Origin of the sequence: Bradyrhizobium sp. RD5-C2 (assembly GCF_019972155.1) — a bacterium.
In the GTDB taxonomy this organism is placed as follows: domain Bacteria; phylum Pseudomonadota; class Alphaproteobacteria; order Rhizobiales; family Xanthobacteraceae; genus Bradyrhizobium.
Genome location: NZ_BOVL01000001.1, coordinates 136514 through 155756 on the forward strand (window position 1 = coordinate 136514; position 19243 = coordinate 155756).

21 protein-coding genes are annotated in these 19243 nt (G+C 64.9%); 12 read left to right on the forward strand and 9 right to left on the reverse strand.

Features of this window, described 5'->3' with window-relative positions; genetic code table 11:
• Positions 1-32 precede the first annotated feature (32 nt).
• Positions 33-761 (forward strand): hypothetical protein, encoded by a 729-nt coding sequence (locus BraRD5C2_RS00655; protein WP_223966117.1) that lies wholly within the window; start codon positions 33-35, stop codon positions 759-761.
• A gap of 187 nt (positions 762-948) precedes the next feature.
• On the opposite strand, the gene BraRD5C2_RS00660 is transcribed toward BraRD5C2_RS00655, so the two are convergent.
• From BraRD5C2_RS00660 to BraRD5C2_RS00680, 5 genes are all read right to left on the reverse strand, one after another.
• Positions 949-1515, reverse strand: a complete 567-nt coding sequence (locus tag BraRD5C2_RS00660; RefSeq protein WP_223966118.1) for a nucleotidyltransferase family protein — start codon at positions 1513-1515, stop codon at positions 949-951.
• Between the two features lie 137 nt (positions 1516-1652).
• Entirely contained in the window at positions 1653-1997 is a 345-nt protein-coding gene (locus tag BraRD5C2_RS00665; protein WP_223966119.1) for an MmcQ/YjbR family DNA-binding protein, read from the reverse strand.
• Positions 1998-2007: 10 nt separating this feature from the next.
• Positions 2008-2778: a signal peptidase I gene (lepB, locus tag BraRD5C2_RS00670; protein WP_092119164.1), complete on the reverse strand. Its 771-nt coding sequence runs from the start codon at positions 2776-2778 to the stop codon at positions 2008-2010.
• Positions 2778-4202 carry a metalloprotease TldD gene (gene tldD, locus BraRD5C2_RS00675; RefSeq protein WP_223966120.1) on the reverse strand — a complete coding sequence of 475 codons (1425 nt, stop codon included), beginning with the start codon at positions 4200-4202 and terminating at the stop codon, positions 2778-2780. The genes lepB and tldD overlap by 1 nt, the downstream gene beginning before the upstream one ends.
• A gap of 270 nt (positions 4203-4472) precedes the next feature.
• Entirely contained in the window at positions 4473-4931 is a 459-nt protein-coding gene (locus BraRD5C2_RS00680; RefSeq protein ID WP_223966121.1) for a winged helix-turn-helix transcriptional regulator, read from the reverse strand.
• A gap of 134 nt (positions 4932-5065) precedes the next feature.
• Between BraRD5C2_RS00680 and BraRD5C2_RS00685 the strand changes: the two genes are divergently transcribed.
• The 3 genes from BraRD5C2_RS00685 to BraRD5C2_RS00695 are packed head-to-tail and all read left to right on the forward strand — an operon-like array spanning position 5066 to position 6613.
• Complete coding sequence (locus BraRD5C2_RS00685; protein WP_223966123.1) at positions 5066-5458, forward strand: DoxX family protein; 393 nt, start codon at positions 5066-5068, stop codon at positions 5456-5458.
• Positions 5459-5468: 10 nt separating this feature from the next.
• Positions 5469-5972 carry a DsrE family protein gene (locus tag BraRD5C2_RS00690; protein WP_223966125.1) on the forward strand — a complete coding sequence of 168 codons (504 nt, stop codon included), beginning with the start codon at positions 5469-5471 and terminating at the stop codon, positions 5970-5972.
• A gap of 35 nt (positions 5973-6007) precedes the next feature.
• Positions 6008-6613, forward strand: a complete 606-nt coding sequence (locus tag BraRD5C2_RS00695) for a TlpA family protein disulfide reductase (protein WP_223966127.1) — start codon at positions 6008-6010, stop codon at positions 6611-6613.
• An 18-nt stretch (positions 6614-6631) separates the two neighbouring features.
• On the opposite strand, the gene BraRD5C2_RS00700 is transcribed toward BraRD5C2_RS00695, so the two are convergent.
• Positions 6632-7159 (reverse strand): invasion associated locus B family protein, encoded by a 528-nt coding sequence (locus BraRD5C2_RS00700; protein ID WP_223966129.1) that lies wholly within the window; start codon positions 7157-7159, stop codon positions 6632-6634.
• Between the two features lie 487 nt (positions 7160-7646).
• Here BraRD5C2_RS00700 and coxB point away from each other — a divergent pair, with 487 nt between their 5' ends.
• The 8 genes from coxB to BraRD5C2_RS00740 all read left to right on the forward strand — a co-directional run bounded on the left by coxB (position 7647) and on the right by BraRD5C2_RS00740 (position 14251).
• Positions 7647-8486 carry a cytochrome c oxidase subunit II gene (gene coxB / locus BraRD5C2_RS00705; RefSeq protein ID WP_223966131.1) on the forward strand — a complete coding sequence of 280 codons (840 nt, stop codon included), beginning with the start codon at positions 7647-7649 and terminating at the stop codon, positions 8484-8486.
• 81 nt (positions 8487-8567) lie between these two features.
• Positions 8568-10184, forward strand: a complete 1617-nt coding sequence (gene ctaD, locus BraRD5C2_RS00710; protein WP_223966133.1) for a cytochrome c oxidase subunit I — start codon at positions 8568-8570, stop codon at positions 10182-10184.
• Between the two features lie 62 nt (positions 10185-10246).
• Positions 10247-11185: a heme o synthase gene (locus tag BraRD5C2_RS00715; RefSeq protein WP_223966134.1), complete on the forward strand. Its 939-nt coding sequence runs from the start codon at positions 10247-10249 to the stop codon at positions 11183-11185.
• A gap of 38 nt (positions 11186-11223) precedes the next feature.
• The gene (locus BraRD5C2_RS00720) at positions 11224-11388 is read left to right on the forward strand and encodes a CoxF protein (protein ID WP_176528844.1); all 165 of its coding nucleotides are present in this window, start codon (positions 11224-11226) and stop codon (positions 11386-11388) included.
• Positions 11389-11393: 5 nt separating this feature from the next.
• On the forward strand, positions 11394-12032 hold the full coding sequence (locus tag BraRD5C2_RS00725; protein WP_223966176.1) for a cytochrome c oxidase assembly protein: 639 nt from the start codon (positions 11394-11396) through the stop codon (positions 12030-12032).
• Between the two features lie 54 nt (positions 12033-12086).
• Positions 12087-12983, forward strand: a complete 897-nt coding sequence (locus tag BraRD5C2_RS00730) for a cytochrome c oxidase subunit 3 (RefSeq protein ID WP_212319921.1) — start codon at positions 12087-12089, stop codon at positions 12981-12983.
• 63 nt (positions 12984-13046) lie between these two features.
• Positions 13047-13433: a DUF983 domain-containing protein gene (locus BraRD5C2_RS00735; protein WP_223966136.1), complete on the forward strand. Its 387-nt coding sequence runs from the start codon at positions 13047-13049 to the stop codon at positions 13431-13433.
• Complete coding sequence (locus BraRD5C2_RS00740) at positions 13430-14251, forward strand: SURF1 family protein (RefSeq protein ID WP_223966138.1); 822 nt, start codon at positions 13430-13432, stop codon at positions 14249-14251. Before BraRD5C2_RS00735 ends, BraRD5C2_RS00740 begins: the two co-directional genes overlap by 4 nt.
• Before the next feature lie 25 nt (positions 14252-14276).
• Here the strand turns inward: BraRD5C2_RS00740 and BraRD5C2_RS00745 are convergent, their stop codons facing one another.
• The 3 genes from BraRD5C2_RS00745 to BraRD5C2_RS00755 are packed head-to-tail and all read right to left on the reverse strand — an operon-like array spanning position 14277 to position 19182.
• On the reverse strand, positions 14277-17396 hold the full coding sequence (locus BraRD5C2_RS00745) for an efflux RND transporter permease subunit (RefSeq protein ID WP_223966140.1): 3120 nt from the start codon (positions 17394-17396) through the stop codon (positions 14277-14279).
• Positions 17393-18589 carry an efflux RND transporter periplasmic adaptor subunit gene (locus tag BraRD5C2_RS00750; RefSeq protein ID WP_223966142.1) on the reverse strand — a complete coding sequence of 399 codons (1197 nt, stop codon included), beginning with the start codon at positions 18587-18589 and terminating at the stop codon, positions 17393-17395. The genes BraRD5C2_RS00745 and BraRD5C2_RS00750 overlap by 4 nt, the downstream gene beginning before the upstream one ends.
• Complete coding sequence (locus BraRD5C2_RS00755) at positions 18586-19182, reverse strand: hypothetical protein (protein ID WP_223966145.1); 597 nt, start codon at positions 19180-19182, stop codon at positions 18586-18588. Before BraRD5C2_RS00755 ends, BraRD5C2_RS00750 begins: the two co-directional genes overlap by 4 nt.
• Between the last annotated feature and the right edge of the window lie 61 nt (positions 19183-19243).

A 19243-nucleotide genomic window follows, 5' to 3' on the forward strand; every position in this document is an offset into this window, starting at 1 on the left:
CCATGCGCCGCAGCGGTCGATGTGCGAGCTTCGTGGCGGTCGTTCTTGTCGCTGCAAATGTGGCCGGGTGCGCAACGTTTGCGACCAGCGAAAGCAAGCTGCAGGCGGTCAAGACCGTCGGCATCATTTCGGCGGTCGGCGATCGAGTGACCGTTGCCAAGGGAGGGCTCACGGGTCTGGACAATGGCAGCAGAAGCTTCCCTATCGAGCCGTGGGGGCTTGATGATCTGATCGTCCAGCAGGCGACGGCGGCGCTGGGCGGCCGCTTTCAGGTGCAGCCGGTCACCTACAGCCGTTCCGCCTTTGCCACGATCAAGGATTCCGTGTTCACGCCCGCCAACCTTGTTCGCGGCGATCCGTTCAAGCAGCTGGTCCGGACCGAGGTGTCTCCGCAAGGGCTCGATGCGTATATCGTCATCACCAAGGCGCAGGCGGCCTATGGTGGCGGCCATCGAAAGGTCGAAGGCGTCGGCTTCATCACATACCAGACGGTGACGGAGTCCTACAGCCAGATCTATGCGCTCTACGAAATCAGGATGATCGACGGCAAGACGTTTGACGTCATCGACAAGAAAGCGGCCCAGCCGCTGGGCAATGCGGGGAATGTCTCGCTCGCCGGTCCGAGTCGACCGGTCGACGGGAATTTTCCGATCAGCTCGGGCGACGGCAATGATGAGGGCCTGCACCGGGCGATCGTCGACCTGATTACGCGCAGCCTGCCGACGACGTTGGGCGACATGCATCTCGCGGCTGTCCGCTGACCAATCAACAAACTGGGAGAACTGCTTTGGAGACGTCGATGTTTGACCGGTACTGGTTCCTGCTGGCCGTCTTGCTTGGCGTTGTCGTGATATTCCTGGCGAGCCTGAGCTTGATCATCGGCCCCTAGATCAGGCACGCAGCATCGCAAGGCCGGGTTCACGTCAGGCGTGGTGCAGGGACAACGGGTTACTCCGCCGCCAGTACCGTAATCTCGGGCCACAGCGCCTTCCACCGCTCAGCCTTCCTCGCATAGTTCACGACGGAAAAATTCGCGGTCCGGTTCGGCCGCACGATCATGCCGTCGACATCGTCGAAGCCGTTCGGGGCATAGACGTCGTAACCATTCGCACTGCGGCGGATGCCGATCTGCGTGGTCGCGGTGAGGAAGCGATCGATGCCGTCGCTCGAGCGCGACAGCGCGGGGTAGGGCAGGCCGTGCTTGCCGGGGTACCAGAGATGGACGCGGGCCTGGTTACGCACCTCGACCGCAACCCCGAGATGACCGAGCCGCGCCTTGAGGTCGCGGATCACAGCGTCTTCCGCCGCCCACGATGTATCCGGATCGAAATAGAAGACGTCGTAGTCGCTGATGCCGTGATCGATCGGCCGGCCAGTCAGCACATTCCACACGGTCTGCACCAGGCAGCCGGACACCAGCCACGCATCGGGCAGGGCAAGGCGATGCAGCTCGTCCGTGATCGCTTGATTGGCCGGGTTACGCAGCGCGGCTGTGAGGAATTGGTCCCGGGTCATGCTTTTCTCCGTCATTGCGAGGAGCCAACGGGTCGCGCGAACGCGCGCCCGATGACAGGCTCCGCGACGAAGCAATCCATCGATCCGTTATGCCGTGACATGGATTGCTTCGCTGCGCTCGCAATGACGGATGAGAATTATCCCATCGTCCCGTCGTAATCCCTCACCGCCTTCTTCGACGCCAGCGTGCGCCAGTGCCGGCGCAGCAGCGGCTCGACGGTTGCGCGCCTGGCCTTCGACAGGCGGATCAGCACGGTCGGATAATCGCGGTAGTGATCGGTGAAGTAGAACACCTTCGGCTGGCTCTCGACCAGTATGTCGCGCTCATCCGACGGCACGCCCGGCATCACCAGGCTGTCGCCGTCTTCCTTGAGCCGCACCAGCATCTTCTTGCGCACCTTCAGCGCCGGTGTGCCGTAGGAAGAGCCGTCCTCGACCTCCGGCCACGCCATCACCAGGATCCTGACGTCGTCGAAGGTCACGTTGGCGAACTCACTGCACCGAGGTGAAGAAGCGCGCGAGGCGGAAGCCGGAGAGCCACGTCCAGACCGGTTGGCTGCGGATGCCCATGTCCCAGGAGCCGACCACCGCGTCGGCGCGGCCGATCAGATTGTCGATCGGCAACAGGCCGACACCGCCGTCGCGCACCGGCACGCGGCTGTCGGCCGAATTGTCCCTGTTATCGCCGAGCACGAACAGATTGCCTGCGGGCACCGTCACCTCGGCCGTGTTGTCGAGTCTTCCATTGTCGCGGATCTTGAAGATCGCGTGGCTGACGCCGTTCGGCAGCGTCTCGATATAACGGTAGGCATCCTCGCCGCCGCCGCGATCGTCCTCGGCAAAGCCGGTGCCGTCGGGCTTCAAGGCCGCCGGATGATCGTTGATGAAGAGCTGGCCCTGCCGCATCTGGATGCGATCGCCGGGCAGCCCGACCACGCGCTTGACCCAGGCCTGCGAGCGGTCGCCCGGCCAGCGGAACACGACGACGTCGCCGCGCTTCGGCGTCTCGCCGAACACCCGGCCGGTCTCCGGCAGCGTGATCTGGATCGGCAGCGACGCCGCGCCGTAGCCATAGGGGAATTTCGAGGCGACCAGCGCGTCGCCGATCAGCAGCGTCGGTTCCATCGAGCCCGACGGCACGTAGAACGGCTCGGCGATCGCGCCCTTGGCGAGGAACACGACGGCCACGATCGCCGCCAGTTGCACGGCCTGCCCGCGCCAGCTGGTCGGCTTGGCCGCCACGACTTCGTTTCCGCTGCTCACTAGCCCGTTCCTCCGACCGTAATCCGTTCCATCCTGAGCGTCGGCTGGCCGACGCCGACCGGCACACCCTGGCCGTTCTTGCCGCAGGTGCCGATTCCCGTATCCAGCGCAAGATCGTTGCCGATCATGGTGATCCTGTGGAGATCGGTCGGCCCATTGCCGATCAGCATGGCGCCCTTCAGCGGCGCGCCGAGCTTGCCGTTCTCGATCTTGTAGGCCTCGGTGCACTGGAACACGTATTTGCCCGAGGTGATGTCGACCTGGCCGCCGCCGAAATTGGCGGCATACATGCCGTTCTTCACCGAGGCGAGGATCTCCGCCGGGTCACGATCGCCCGACAGCATGTAGGTGTTGGTCATGCGCGGCATCGGCACATGGGCATAGCTCTGCCGCCTTCCGTTGCCGGTCGGCTTCATGCCCATCAGGCGGGCATTCTGGCGGTCCTGCATGTAGCCGACCAAAACGCCGTCCTCGATCAGCACGGTGCGGTTGGTCGGGGTGCCTTCGTCGTCGATCGACAGCGAGCCGCGGCGCGACGCCATGGTGCCGTCGTCGACCACGGTGACGCCCTTGGCCGCGACCTGCTGGCCCATCAGGCCGGCGAAGGCGGAGGTCTGCTTGCGGTTGAAATCGCCCTCGAGCCCGTGGCCGACGGCTTCATGCAGCATCACGCCGGGCCAGCCGGCCCCGAGCACGACATCCATCTCACCGGCGGGCGCCGGCACCGATTCGAGATTCACCAGCGCCTCGCGCAGCGCGCCGTCGGCGGCATCGCGCCAGGCCTTGGTCTCGATGAAGCGGGCATAGCCCTCGCGGCCGCCATAGCCCTTGCTGCCGCTCTCCTGCCGGTCGCCCTGGCCGGCGACCACGGAGATATTGACGCGCACCAGCGGGCGGATGTCGCGATAGCTCTCGCCATCGGGCCGCAGGATCTCCACCACCTGCCAGGTCGCGGTGAGGCTGGCCGAGACCTGCCGCACCCGCGGGTCCTTGTCCCGGACATAGGCGTCGATCTCGCCAAGCAGTTTTACTTTTGCCTCGAATGCCGGACCGTCCAGCGGGTTCTCGTCGCCATAGAGCCTGACATTGGTGTGGGCCGGCGCCGCGGCGAACGTCCCGGCGTAGCCGCCGCGCACCGCCGCCACCGCATCCGCCGCGCGGATCAGCGCCGGGATCGAGACGTCGGAGGAATGCGCATAGCCGACGGCGTCGTCCTTGACGGCACGCAGGCCGAAGCCCTGCGAGGTGTCATAGGTCGCCTGTTTCAGCCTTCCATTGTCGAACACCAGCGCCTCGGTCTGCCCGAACTCCAGGAACAGCTCGCCGTCGTCGGCGCCTTCAAGTCCGCGGGATACCTCGCGGCGAACGGCATCGCGGTCGAGATTGGCGCGGTCGAGCAGGGAGGTGGTGGCGGGATTGGTCATGGTCACTCCGACGCAATGCGATTCCTGACGATTCCTTGGCATCCTTGCCTGAAGCGCAACTGATTGCCAGTGCGGAACCCGCATCAGGAATTTCGGGCGATTGAAGCAGAGACGAGCGGAAAACTCACCTTACAACCCGGAAACCTGTGCCGGTCCCGGTTCAGGCCTGGACGGCGATTGCTCAAGATAGTGTTTGGGGTGGCAAACCGGGAGTGCCTGCGGCCATGCGGCCGATCACGGCCGTCCCCCGGGATCCTCACCTTGTCGTCATCACCCCGCGCGCCGATCCGCCTTCCGCGGCGGGGTTTCCGGCACGCCGCCATCGCCCGACGGCTCAGACTTCGGTTGTGCGGCGCCCTGCGCCGAGGTCGGAAAACCATGCTCCTGCGCCCACCGGTACAGCTCGTCGAACACCGGTTTGAGCGCCTTGGCCGACGGCGTCATCTCGTACTCAACCCGCGGCGGCACTTCGGGATAGACCGTGCGCTTGACTAGGCCGTTGGCCTCGAGATCGCGCAGCTGGGTTGTCAGCATGTGCTGGGTCACGCCGGGGATGGCCTGCCGCAATTCGCCGAACCGGCGTTTGCGCTCGACCAGTTGCCAGAGGATGTCGCCCTTCCATTTTCCGGCCAGCACCGACAGCGCCCGGTGAAATTGCGCCGACAGGTCGCCGTTGCACGGCTCGGACGCCGCCGGAGGCGCGGCGGGCTCAATAGTCAGTTTTTTCATACTACCTCACAAAAAGCATCCTACTTGTTCTTTTCATCTTACTCCCGAATTTAGTGTGTCGAAAGCCGCGGTCCGGCCCCCAGATGGGCGGGTGGCCGCGGGTCCGGTCGATTTGGACAATTGGGGAGTCATCGATGTCAGTTGCCGTTGCCGCCGCGCCGTCGCGCTGGAAATCCGTCACCCTCTGGGTCGTCAGGGGACTGCTCGCTCTGGCCTTTGCCGCCGCCGGTGCCGCCAAGCTCTATGGCGTGCCGATGCTGGTCGCGGAATTCGAGCATATCGGGCTCGGCCAGTGGTTCCGCTATTTCACCGGATCGCTGGAGCTGCTCGGTGCGGTCCTGATCCTGGTGCCGCCGGTCGCAGCCTTCGGCGGCCTGCTGCTGAGCTGCATCATGATCGGCGCCACCATCACGCATCTGTTCCTGATCGGCGGCTCGCCGGTGCCCGCCCTCGTGCTGCTGACGTTGAGCGCGATCGTCGCCTACGCCAAGCGCAGCCAGTTCGACTTGCTCGCGAGCTTGCCGTGAGCAGGCCGCGATGCGCGTCTCTCGCCGCGTCCTGACGCTGGCCGCGGGGCTCGCGCTGGCCTTCGCGGTGCCGTTCGCCGTGACATTGCTGCTCACCGGTTCGGTCGCGGCGGTCTCCAAACCGGAGGCGAAGAAGGCGGAGCCGCGCGTGCACCATGTGGTGCTGCCGATCAACAGCGACGATCCGACCACAATGCGGGCGCTGATCTCGACCGCGCTCAACCTCCCGAAATATTATCGGGAGCGCAACGAGCCGTTCGAGATCGAGGTCGTCGCTTACAATGCCGGCGTCCACATGCTGCGCGCCGATACCTCGCCGGTGAAGGATCTGTTGCGGGTGGTGCGGGGGCTCACGCCGGACATCCGCTTCGTGGTCTGCGAAGCCACCAAGCTCGGCATGGAGCGCGCCGAGGGGCATCCGCTGGTGCTGCTCGACAATGTCGATCTGGTGCCGAACGGTCCCGGACGCATCATCGAATTGCAGGAAGCCGGCTGGTCCTACATCCGGTCCTGAGCGATCTGGCCATCAACGCAAGCGGAGAAATCGACATGGCTTCTGTTCGCGCGCCCACCCGCCGCGCCGTCGTCGCCGGCATGATCGGCGCCGGCGCCGCGCTCGCGATGCCGGCAGCACGGGCGCGCGCAGCGTCGGGACCGCCGCCATTCGGCACCATCCGGCATCAGTTCACGCTGGTTCAAGGCGCCCGCCCGGTGCCGCCGGTGGCGATCCCGGCGCTTGCCGGCGGCACGCTCGATCTCACCGTGTTCAAGGGCAGACTGGTGCTGGTGAACTTCTGGGCCACCTGGTGCGCGGCGTGCCGGACCGAGCTGCCGATGCTGGATCGCCTCGCGGCCAGCGGCCGCAGCGATCTCGTCGTCGTCGCAATCAGCACCGATCGCAACCGCGCGCAGGTCGCGCCCTACGTCAAGCAGTTCAAGTTGCGCCGTCTTGCGATCGGCTTCGATCCCGGCGGTCTCGTCTCGCGCATCGACGCCGCCGAGGTCGACACGCCATTCGCGCTCTACGGCATGCCGATCTCGTTCCTGATCGGCATCACCGGACAGGTCGAGGGCTACATGACGGGTGAGGCGGACTGGCTGTCCGCCGAGGCGAGTAGGTTGTTCGATTACTATGCGGGTGGTGCTACGCAGTAGTGGCGCGTTGCAGCCGGCCTAAGGCAATTTGTCATAGCCTTCCGCCAGCCCATTCAGGCTGAGTGGAAAGCCGATACCCTCTTCCGGCGTCTCGAAAATAATAAACGTCGCGGTCTTGGCGTTCTTGAGCTGGCCGAGCAGCTTGTCGTCCATCACGACCTCTGCGACGCAGCCATTGGGCAGGCATCGGACGAAACCGGCGCGGCCGACGTCCTGGTTGTCGAGCTTGAGGCCGAGACCGGACGGCAGTAGCACGCCGAGCGGGGCGACCACGCGCATCAGGCGGCTCTTCTGGTCGGCGGTCTTCAGCACGATCACGGTCAGGCCGGCATTGGAGCGGTCTTCGGCTACCACGCTCTGGATCAGCGCGCATTGCTCGGCCTGGGCGCCGGGCGGGGTGTCGCAGCGGATCTGCCAGTCGCCATGGACCGAGCGCACCGCGCCCTGCGCGCTCGCCGGCTGGGCCAAGCCGAGAGAAAAGGCCAGAATCAGCAGGCTGCCGAGCCAGCCGGCCTTTCGTCCTGCCTGAATTTTCGAAGCGCCCATCCAGGGTCGATCCTTTGATTGTTCGGTCGGTCCGGCCGTCGAGGCCGCCGGGTAGCACGCATCAGTCGACTGATACCGCAATTGGGCGCCTTGAAGGCGATCTTGAAGCCATTCCCGCGCCGGATTGGGGCAGCCCGCAGCGAATCAGGTTCCTGCGGACCATCCTGTCTGTGCCTACATCCGGTAATCCCCCTGTCAACAGTGCGCGGCGTTGTTTCGGCGACTTTCGCTTGATTTTGCGGGAAAAATCGCAAGCGGCAGCTTCATCGCACGCGCATGGCTTTCGGCCGTACTACTGCATTGCGAGCGCCTGCGAATTATGGTTTGAGAGGCTGGATTTCGACGCGTTCTAGCGATCTGGCTCCCGTACCCACCTTGACTCAGAGACGGGTATGTCCGGAAGGCCATTTGTCAGGGCGGATCGTGCTGTATCTCCGGCTACGTGCCGGGGGTGCGTTGGGGAATAATGCAAGGGAGCGCGAACGGCATGAAGATGTCGATTGGCCGGTTGGGCAGGCAGTTGCTGGGGTTGGCGGTGGCGGGTGTGGCGTCAGTCGCCGCGGGAACGGCCTTCGCCGAAATGGGGCAGCCGGCGCCGTGGGAACACACGCTGCAGGAGGCTGCGACCCCGGTGATGGAAAACATCATCTGGTTTCATAATTTCCTGCTGGTGCTGATCACAGTCATCACCCTGTTCGTGCTGGCGCTGCTCGTCATCGTGGTGGTGAAGTTCAACGCCAAGGCCAACCCGGTCCCCTCCAAGACCACCCACAACACCCTGATCGAAGTGGCCTGGACGCTGATCCCGGTCCTGATCCTGGTCGGCATCGCGGTGCCGTCGTTCCGTCTTCTGTTCCTGGAGCTCGACGTGCCGAAGCCGGACCTCACCGTGAAGGTCACCGGCAAGCAGTGGTATTGGTCCTACGCCTACCCGGATAACGGCAAGTTCGAGTTCGACTCGCTGCTCGACAAGGACAAGCAGCCCCGGCTGCTCGGTGTCGACAACGAGATGGTGGTCCCGGTCAACAAGGTGGTGCGGATCCAGACCACCGGAGCTGACGTGATCCACTCCTTCGCGGTGCCGGCCTTCGGCGTGAAGATCGACTCGGTCCCCGGCCGCCTCAACGAGAGCTGGTTCAAGGCCACCAAGACCGGCGTGTTCTACGGCCAGTGCTCGGAACTGTGCGGCAAGGACCATGCCTTCATGCCGATCGCGGTGCGGGTCGTCAGCGACCAGGAGTTCGCGACCTGGGTTGAAGGGGCCAGGAAGAAGTTTGCGACCAACCCGGCGAATTCCTACGCCTCGGCTGGTCAGGCGGCGCAGTAAGCCTGACGGCTGACGGCGCGGACGGAATAAGGGCGACGGGACCGCAAGGTCCGAGAGGGACTGCAAGGCAGGATTTTGAACATGGCGACAGGCGCAGCGACACACGACGATCACGCCCATGATGATCACGCCCACCATCCGACCGGATGGCGGCGCTATCTCTACTCCACGAACCACAAGGATATCGGTACGATGTACCTTATCTTTGCGGTGATCGCGGGCATCATCGGCGCTGCGATGTCGATCGCGATCCGTGCCGAGTTGATGTACCCGGGCGTCCAGATATTCCACGAAACCCACACTTATAACGTGTTCGTGACCTCGCACGGTCTGATCATGATCTTCTTCATGGTCATGCCGGCGATGATCGGCGGGTTCGGCAACTGGATGGTGCCGCTGATGATCGGCGCGCCGGACATGGCGTTCCCGCGCATGAACAACATCTCGTTCTGGCTGCTGCCGGCCTCGTTCGCGCTGCTGCTGCTCTCCACCTTCGTCGAGGGTGAGCCGGGCGCCAACGGCGTCGGCGCGGGCTGGACCATGTACGCGCCGCTGTCGACCTCGGGCCATCCCGGTCCGGCAGTCGATTTCGCGATCCTGTCGCTGCATCTCGCCGGTGCGTCGTCGATCCTCGGCGCCATCAACTTCATCACCACGATCTTCAACATGCGCGCGCCGGGCATGACCCTGCACAAGATGCCGCTGTTCGTGTGGTCGATCCTGGTGACCGTGTTCCTGCTGCTGTTGTCGCTGCCGGTGCTCGCCGGTGCGATCACCATGCTGCTGACCGACCGCAATTTCGGCACCGCCTTCTTTGCGGCCGACGGCGGCGGTGACCCCGTGCTGTTCCAGCATCTGTTCTGGTTCTTCGGCCACCCCGAAGTGTACATCCTGATCCTGCCGGCCTTCGGCATGGTCAGCCAGATCGTCTCCACCTTCTCGCGCAAGCCCGTGTTCGGCTATCTCGGCATGGCCTACGCCATGGTCGCGATCGGCGGCATCGGCTTCGTGGTGTGGGCGCACCACATGTACACCGTCGGCATGTCGTCGGCGACGCAGGCCTATTTCGTCGCCGCCACGATGGTGATCGCGGTGCCGACCGGCGTGAAGATCTTTTCCTGGATCGCCACGATGTGGGGCGGCTCGATCGAGTTCAAGGCGCCGATGATCTGGGCGATCGGCTTCATCTTCCTGTTCACCGTCGGCGGCGTCACCGGCGTGGTGCTGGCCAATGCCGGCGTCGATCGCGTGCTGCAGGACACCTATTACGTGGTGGCGCACTTCCACTACGTGCTGTCGCTCGGCGCCGTGTTCGGCATCTTCGCCGGCTGGTACTACTGGTTCCCGAAGATGTTCGGCTACATGTACTCGGAGCGGATCGCCAAGGCGCACTTCTGGTTCACCTTCATCGGCGTCAATCTGGTGTTCTTCCCGCAGCACTTCCTCGGCCTGTCGGGCATGCCGCGCCGCTACGTCGACTATCCGGATGCGTTTGCCGGCTGGAACTTGATCTCCTCGTGGGGCTCCTACATCTCCGGCGTCGGCGTCTTGATCTTCATCTACGGCGTGATCGATGCCTTCGTCCGCAAGGAGCAGGCTGCGAACAATCCGTGGGGTGCGGGTGCGACCACGCTGGAGTGGACGCTCACCTCGCCGCCGCCGTTCCACCAGTTCGAAGTGCTGCCCCGCGTGCAGTAAGTCCAAGACAACGCGGCGCACCCTGGGTGCGCCGCGCCTTTTGAGAGAAGTGAGACCTGATCTTGTCGGTTGTCGATCACAACGCCATCGAGCTGCCCCGGATTTCCGAGGCCGAAGTGGGCGACTACATCGCGCTGTTGAAGCCGCGCGTGATGTCGCTGGTGATCTTCACCGCGCTGGTCGGGCTGATGATCGCGCCGGTGCATGTCCATCCGGTGCTGGCGTTCACCTCGATCCTCTGCATCGCGGTCGGTGCCGGCGCCTCGGGCGCGCTCAACATGGCCTATGAGAGCGACGTCGACGCCCTGATGTCGCGCACCGCCAACCGGCCGATCCCGCGCGGCAAGATCACCCCGGCCGAGGCTGCCGCCTTCGGTCTGACGCTCGCCTTCTTCTCGGTGATGACGCTCGGCATCCTGGTCAATTGGGTGGCGGGCGGGCTGCTTGCCTTCACCATCTTCTTCTATGCCGTGATCTACACGATGTTGCTGAAGCGCTGGACCGCGCAGAACATCGTGATCGGCGGCGCCGCCGGCGCGCTGCCGCCGGTGGTGGCATGGGCGGCCGCGACCGGCTCGCTCTCGGTCGAGCCGATCCTGCTGTTCCTGATCATCTTCTTCTGGACCCCGCCGCACTTCTGGGCGCTGGCGCTGTTCCGCAGCGACGACTACGCGCGCGCCGGCATTCCGATGTTGCCGGTGGTCGCCGGTCCCGACGCGACCCGGCTGCAGATCCTGCTCTACACCATCCTGCTGGTCGCAATCGCGCTGGCGCCGTGGCCGCTCGGCTATTTCGACGCGATCTACGGCGTCACTTCGCTGGTTCTCGGCGCCGGCATGCTGTGGCTCGCGATCGAGGTCTATCGCCGCCGTGAAGGCACCGCCGCCAACCGCGCCACGCGCCGGCTGTTCGCCTTCTCGATCCTCTATCTGTTCGCGCTGTTTGCCGTCCTCCTCGCCGAGGTCGTCGTCCGCGCGATCCTTCCTGTCTTCATCGGGTAGGGACGCCGGGGGGCAAGATGGGGGCGCATGGGATAGCAATGGACGAGAAACGCGAACCAGAAGGAATCGTCCTCACCGAGGCGCAGCTCAAGAGCCGCCGCCAGCGCTCGATCGCCATTGCGCTCGCGCTCGGCGTCATGGTCGTGCTGTTCTTCGCCGTCACTCTCGTCAAGGGGCCGGCCGTGCTGGTGCGGCCGCTGTGAGCGAGATGGCAAACCAGGGTGCACCGCAGGCTCCGCAAGCCAAGGGCGCGAAAGTCACGCGCCGCGTGCTGACGCGCGACGCCGTGGTCGCGTCGATCTGCGGCTTCGTCGTGGTGCTGATGGTCGGCGCGTCCTACGCGGCCGTGCCGTTCTACAACTGGTTCTGCCGCACCACCGGCTTCAACGGCACCACCCAGGTCGCGACCTCGGTGCCTTCGGATGCGCCGCTCGCGCGCACCATCGCGGTCAGCTTCGATTCCAATGTCGCGCCGGGCCTGCCCTGGAAGTTCGAGGCCGAGCAGACCACGATCGACGTCAAGATCGGCCAGGTGGTCACGGTCTATTACACGGTGACCAACCAGTCGGCGCGCACCACCACGGGACAAGCCGCCTACAACGTCGCGCCGCTGACGGTCGGCGCCTATTTCCAGAAGATCAACTGCTTCTGCTTCACCGAGCAGACCATGGCGCCGGGCGAGAAGCGCGAGATGGCCGTGGTGTTCTACGTCGATCCGGCGCTGGCCAGGGACAGCGAGAACGACACGCTGAAGACCATCACTTTGTCCTACACCTTCTTCCCCGTGCGCGATGCCACGCCGAAGCCCGTGGCTGCGGGCGAGGCGGAGCAGCGCAAGGGCGGCTAGTTCTGGAATTCAAGATTAAGACGTGCCTTGCGGCACGCGAATGGAGAGACGGCAATGGCTGAGGCGCAAGTCAAGCATCACGACTATCATCTCGTCGACCCGAGCCCGTGGCCGGTGGTCGGCTCGGTCTCGGCCTTCATCATGGCGCTCGGTGCGATCGGCTGGATGCACCACATGTTCTCCGCCGCACCGATCGTGTTCGGCGTCGGCACCATCGGCGTGCTCTACACCATGGCGAGCTGGTGGGGCGACGTGATCAAGGAAGCCCAGTACAAGGGCGACCACACCCGCGTGGTGCAGATCAGCCACCGCTACGGCATGATCCTGTTCATCGCCTCCGAAGTGATGTTCTTCGTCGCCTGGTTCTGGGCGTTCTTCAATTCGGCGCTGTTCCCGGCCGATGCGGTGCACGCCACCCGCGATGCGGTGTTCGGCTGCGGCGCCGGCACGGCGATGGGCGCCTGCTCGGTCCCCGGCACCTGGCCGCCGCATGGCATCGAGACCTTCGATCCCTGGCATCTGCCGCTGCTCAACACGCTGCTGCTCCTGACCTCGGGCACGACCGTCACCTGGGCGCACCATGCGCTGCTGGAGAACGACCGCCAGGGCCTCAAGCAGGGCCTGATCCTCACCGTGATCCTCGGCGCCCTTTTCACCTGTGTGCAGGCTTATGAGTACGCCCATGCGACGTTCTCGTTCGGCGGCAACGTCTACGGCTCGACCTTCTTCATGGCGACCGGGTTCCATGGCTTCCACGTGCTGGTCGGCACCATCTTCCTGCTGGTCTGCCTGATCCGCGCCTATGCCGGCCACTTCACGCCGAAGCAGCACCTCGGCTTCGAGTTCGCCGCCTGGTACTGGCACTTCGTCGACGTGGTCTGGTTGTTCCTGTTCATCTGCATCTACGTCTGGGGCCACGGCGCCGAGTCGATGGCGCACGGCGCACACTAACTTCGCTGACGTGCTAAGAGGGGGCGGCCTGATGGCCGCCCCCTTTGCTTTTGAAGAGAACCGATGACGGATACTCCGCCCACTGTGACCGAAAGCGCGCTGCGCGGCATCGCCTGCCGCTGCCCGCGTTGCGGCAAGGGCAAGCTCTATTCCGGCTTCCTGACATTGGCGCCGCGCTGCCGGGCCTGCGACCTCGACTTCGCCTTCATCGATGCCGGCGACGGCCCGGCGATCTTCGTCATCATGCTGGCCGGCGCCATCGTGGTCGCGGCGGCGCTGATCGTCGAGGTGAAGTACCAGCCGCCGTTCTGGCTTCACGCGGCGTTGTGGCTGCCGTTGATCGTGGTGACCACGATCCTGCCGCTGCGTTCGATGAAGGCGCTTCTGATCGCGCTGCAATTCCACCACAAGGCCGCCGAAGGCCAATTGATCGAGCGCGACCCGCAATGAATGATACGACGAACAAAGCGTTTTCCAGCGAAGTGGGCACCGGTTCGCGCGACGGAAACGCGTCAAAAGGCTCTCAGCGGCCGAGCGCGGCCGGCTTCGGCATTTTCACGCTGATCCTGATCGCGGTGTTCATCGCCCTCGGCGTCTGGCAATTGCAGCGCAGGGTCGAGAAGCATGCGCTGATCGCCGCACTCGACGAGCGGCTGGCCGCCCCGACCGAAGCGCTGCCGCCGCCATCGGCGTGGCCCACGGTGACCTCGGCCAAAGATGAATTCCGCCGCGTTATGCTGACCGCGACCTACGCGAAACAGCCGGATGCGATGGTCTTCAGCTCCGGCTCCGCGGTGCGCGACGATGTCGCAGGGCCCGGCACCTGGGCGTTCCTGCCGGCCAAGCTCGCCAGCGGCGAGACCGTCGTGATCAACACCGGCTTCGTGCAGAACACGATGCAGGACCGCGCCTTCGAGGATCGCGTTACCGGTCGTCTCTTCACCGGCGCGCCGGTCGAGCTGACCGGCTACATCCGCTTTCCCGAGCCGCCGGGCCGGCTGACGCCGAAGGAAGATCCGACGAAGCGGCTGTGGTTCGTGCGCGATCATCGTGCGATGGCGCAGGTGCTCGGCTGGGGCGAGGTCGCGCCGTTCTACATCGACCTCGAGGCGCCGGTGCCCGACAGCGGCACGCCGAAGCCCGGACCGCTCAAGGTGCGGCTCAAGGACGACCACATGCAGTACGCCATCACCTGGTTCTCGCTGGCCGCCGCGGTCACGATCGCCTTCGGCCTGTGGTGGCGCGGCCAGCGACGCCGGGCAGGCTGAGGCGAGCTCACGGAGCAGAGCCAGGTCATAACGCCACCTCGGGTTTGTGTCGTGCGGTCTTCCGCGCATTAGGGCGCAGCTTGGCGAACCAGCGGGTCAAGCCGTCGAGATAGATGTACACGACCGGCGTCGTGAACAGCGTCATCAACTGCGAGACGATCAGCCCGCCGACGATCGCAAAGCCGAGCGGCTGGCGCAGCTCCGCTCCGGTGCCGGTGCCGATCATCAAGGGAACGCCGCCGAGCATCGCGCACATCGTCGTCATCAGGATCGGGCGGAAGCGCGCCTTGCAGGCCATATAGACCGACTGCTCGGCAGGGAGATGCTGGTGTCGTTCCGCCTCCAGCGCGAAATCGATCAGCATGATGCCGTTCTTCTGCACGATGCCGATCAGCAGGATGATGCCGACCAGCCCGATCACGTCGAGCCCGAAGCCGAACGCCCACAGCGCAAGCAGTGCACCGAGACCGGCGGACGGCAGGGTCGAGAGGATTGTGATCGGATGGATCGTGCTTTCATAGAGCATGCCGAGGATCAGATAGACCGCGACCACCGCGGCGAGGATCAGGATCGGCGTCGACGCGAGCGCTGCCTGGAACGCCTGCGCATTGCCCTGGAAGCTGGTGACCACGGTCGACGGCACGTGCAGGTCGGTGGTCGCCTTCTGAACCGCTGCGACCGCGGTCCCCACGGCTGTGCCCGGCGCCAGGTTGAAGCTCAGCGTCACCGACGGAAACTGGCTCTGGTGGTTCACTGAGAGCGGCGCGGTGCCGTAATCGATGCTCGCGATCTGGCTCAGGGGCACCATCGTGCCCGCGGACGAGCGGACGTAGATGCGGTTGAGCGCGTAGGGGCCGAGCTGGAACGACGGATCGACCTCCAGGATCACGTAATAAGTGTTGAGCGTCGTGAACAGCTGGGCGACGTGACGCTGGCCGAACGAATCATAGAGCGTGTTGTCCACTGCGGCCGGATCGATGCCGAGGCGGGAGGCCGCATCGCGGTCGATCTGCAGCTTGAGTTGACGCGCGGCGTTGGCCTGGTCGGTGGCGACGTCGGCCAGTTCCGGCAACGTCTTCAGCTTCTGATACAGTTTGCCGGCCCACAGATTGAGCTCGTCCTGGTTCACGTCGGTGAGCGTGAATTGGTACTGCGTCTTGGACAGGCGGCTGGCGAGATTGATGTCCTGCGTCGCCTGCATGAACACCGACATCCCCTTGATCTTCTGCAACTCGCTGTCGAGTTGCCGGATCACCTGGTCGGCGGAGGCATTGCGCTCGTTGCGCGGCTTCAACAGCACGAACAGGCGGCCGTTGTTCTCGGTCACGGTCGGGCCGCCCGGTCCGATATAGCCGGTCGCATTGGCAACCGAGGGATTCTTCGCGATGATATCGATGACACTGCGTTGCAGTGTCGCCATCTGCGCCGGCGAGATGTCCGCCGAGGCCTCGGTGATGCCGGTGATCATGCCGGTGTCCTGCTGCGGGAAGAAGCCCTTGGGGATGGCCACGAACAGCAGGCCGGTCACCACGACACTTGCCAGCATGATCGACATGGTCGTGGCCTTGAAGTGCAGTGCTTTGGCGAGCACGGCCTCGTAGGCGGCCTGGATCGCAACAAAGCCGTGTTCCAGCGCGCGCGACACCACTCCGGCATTGGCGCCTTGATGCGGCGACAGCAGATAAGCACACATCATCGGCGTCAGGGTTACAGAGACGATCACCGACACCACGATAGCGACGCACACCGTGACGGCGAATTCCTGGAACATGCGGCCGATCACCCCGCCCATCAGCAGCAGCGGAATGAACACCGCGATCAGCGAGACCGAGATCGAGATGATGGTGAAGCCGATCTCGCCGGCCCCCTTCAGGGCGGCCTGCATTGGGGAGAGACCTTCCTCGATATGCCGCGAGATGTTCTCGATCATCACGATGGCATCGTCGACGACGAAGCCGACCGCGATCGAGAGGCCCATCAGCGACAGATTGTCGAGGCTGTAGTTGAGCAGATACATCACGCCGAAGGTGCCGATCAGCGAGATCGGGACCGAGACCGCGGGGATGATGGTTGCCCACAGATTGCGCAGGAACAGGAAGATCACGCCGACCACCAGCGCAATGGTCAGCACCAGAGTGAGCTGAACGTCGGCGACGCTGGCGCGGATGGTCTGGGTGCGGTCGGAGGCGATCTGGACCTTGATGTCGGACGGCAGGCTCGCCACCAGCTGCGGCAGCAGCTTCTTGATGCCGTCGACCGTGCTGATCACGTTGGCGCCGGGCTGGCGCTGGATCGCGAGGATGATCGCGGGCTTGTTGTTGTACCAGCCATGCAGCGTGATGTCCTCGGCCGCCACCACGGCATGCCCGATATCACGCAAGCGGACCGGCGCGCCGTTGCGATAAGCGATGATCAGATCGTCATACTTGCTCGCGACCAGCACCTGGTCGTTGGTGGCGAGCGTATAGGCCTGCTGGCTGCCGTAAAGCACGCCCTTGGGCTGGTTCACGGTGATGTTGCCGAGCGTGGTGCGCAATTGCTCGAGATCGAGCCCCGCGGCGGCGAGCTTGGCCGGATTGACTTGCACCCGGATCGAGGGCTTTTGCATGCCGCCGATGGTGACGAGCGAAACGCCCGGCACCTGCGACAATTTCTGCGCCAGGATGCTGTCGGCATAATCGTCGACCTTGGTCAGCGGCTCGGTGTCCGACATCAGCGCGATCAGCAGCACCGGCACGTCGGCCGGATTGACCTTGTGGAAGGTCGGCGGCGACGGCATCGTCTTGGGCAATTGTCCCGATGCTGCATCGATCGCGGTCTGCACGTCCTGCGCGGCGGCATCGACGCTGCGGTTCAGTGCGAACTGCAGCGTGATCTGGGTGTTGCCGAGCCCGCTGCTCGAACTCATGCCGGTGAGGCCCGCGATCTGGCCGAATTGCCGCTCCAGCGGTGTTGCGACCGAGGAAGCCATGGTCTGCGGATCGGCGCCGGGCAATTGCGCGGTGACCTGGATGGTTGGGGTGTCCACCGTCGGCAGCGCCGAGATCGGCAGCCGCACGAAGGCGATCATGCCGACCAGCACGATGGCTATGGCCAGAAAGGCCGTGGCGACGGGCTTACGGATAAAACCTGCGGAGATGTTCATGGCAGCATGCCTGCGCTTGCGGTGGTGGCGTCCTGGACCTGGTCTTTCTTGTCATCGGGCACGATCTCGACCGTCGTTCCCGGATTGAGCCGGTACTGACCCGCGGTGACGACGGTCTCGTTTGCGGCGAGGCCCTGCTCGATCAGGACCTGCCCGTCGCGCGATTGCCCTGTCGTGACATTGCGGGCGCTGACGACGTTGTTCGCTCCGACCACATAGGCGAAGCCGCCGTCCGGTCCCTGGCGCACCGCCGTCAGCGGCACCGTGAGCGCGTCGTGACGAACCGCGATCGTCAGATGGACGTTGACGAACGTGCCGGGCCACAGCGTGTTGCCGGCATTGGGAAACGATGCCTTCAGCTGCACCGTGCCGCTCGTGCTGTCGACCTGGTTGTTGATCAGCATTAGGTTGCCGTGGTCGAGTTTGCGCTTGTTCTGTGCATCATAGACGTCGACCGAGGCGTCTCCGGACGCCAGCGCCTGCCGCACGCCCGGGATCTCGCCGGACGGCAGCGTGAAGATCACCGCGATCGGCTGCAACTGGGTGAGGACCACAAGCCCGTTGGTGTCGGTCGGATGCACGATGTTGCCGGGATCGATACGACGGATGCCGGTGACGCCGTCGAACGGCGCCGTGATCGTGGCGAAGCTCAGCTGGGTCTGCGCGGCTTCCAGCGCTGCCTTGTCGAGCGCGACGGTGCCTTCGCCCTGCGTGACCTGCGAATCCTGGGTGTCGAGCAGTTGCTGGGTCGCAAAGCCGCGATTGGCGAGCGGCTGGGTTCGCGCCAAATTGGTCCGGGCGTTCTTCAGGCTGGCCTCGTCGCGCGCCAGCGCGGCCTCGGCCTGGTCGACCTGGGCCTCGTAGACCCGCGGGTCGATCCTGGCGAGCACATCGCCGCGCTTCACCTGCTTACCCTCGACGAAATCGACGCTGTCGAGCGTGCCCTGCACCTGGGTGCGGATGGTCGCGGTGTTGATCGGCGTCACTGTGCCAAGTCCTTCGAGCACGATCGGCACATCATGCTGAAGCACCTTCGCCGCCGTCACCGGAACGACGGATGTGGTGGCCTTCGCCTGGGCGACCGGTGCAAGGTCCGTTGTACCGTCCAGCCGATGCACGACGTAAGCGCCGGCGCCGATTGCGGCGGCAGCCACCAGGCCCGCGCAAGCGATCTTGAAGGTCTTCGATCTCATCGGTCACCAGCTCCATCGGTTGTCCGGCGGCCGATCGTTGCGACTAGCTCCAGGACAAAGGTTTCAGTTGCGCTCGCCGCGGCTGCTTCCGCACTGCGGCCTGCGGTCAAATCGAGGTGGATGATGCGTGCGTCGAGATCGGCGGCGCGCAATGCGCCGATCAGATCGCCTTGTGGCGCATCGTTGTTGCGATGAACGACGAGCCGGATCGCGGTCACCGTCGGCGCGATGTGAAACGGCAGTGCGTCGGAGGCGATGTCGATCGCGACAATGCCGCCGCAGGGCAGCTCGCCCCGCAGCGCCAGTTCGAGCATGCGCCGCGCGACTGATCCTTCGCCGAGCAGGATCAGCTGCCGCGGGATCATGCCGACGCGGTCGAGCGCGGCAGCGACGCCGCTCAGGATGCCGGCATAGCTGGTTTCGCGAAGCTCGATCGGCAGCCACGTCGCCAGCGGCGTGAGCCGGCGCCAGCGCGCGAAGGTTTCCGGCACGGCGATGGACGCGGCATCGGGGGCGGCTAGGACGCCGACCAGCACACCCGTGGTGGCGCGACGGGGCCGGGCTGCGATTGTGCTGTGCAGGCTTTCGGACATGCCCGGAAGCTGGGCTCTGGCCCGATATTATTCAAATGAATTGTCTTTATCCATCCATTCA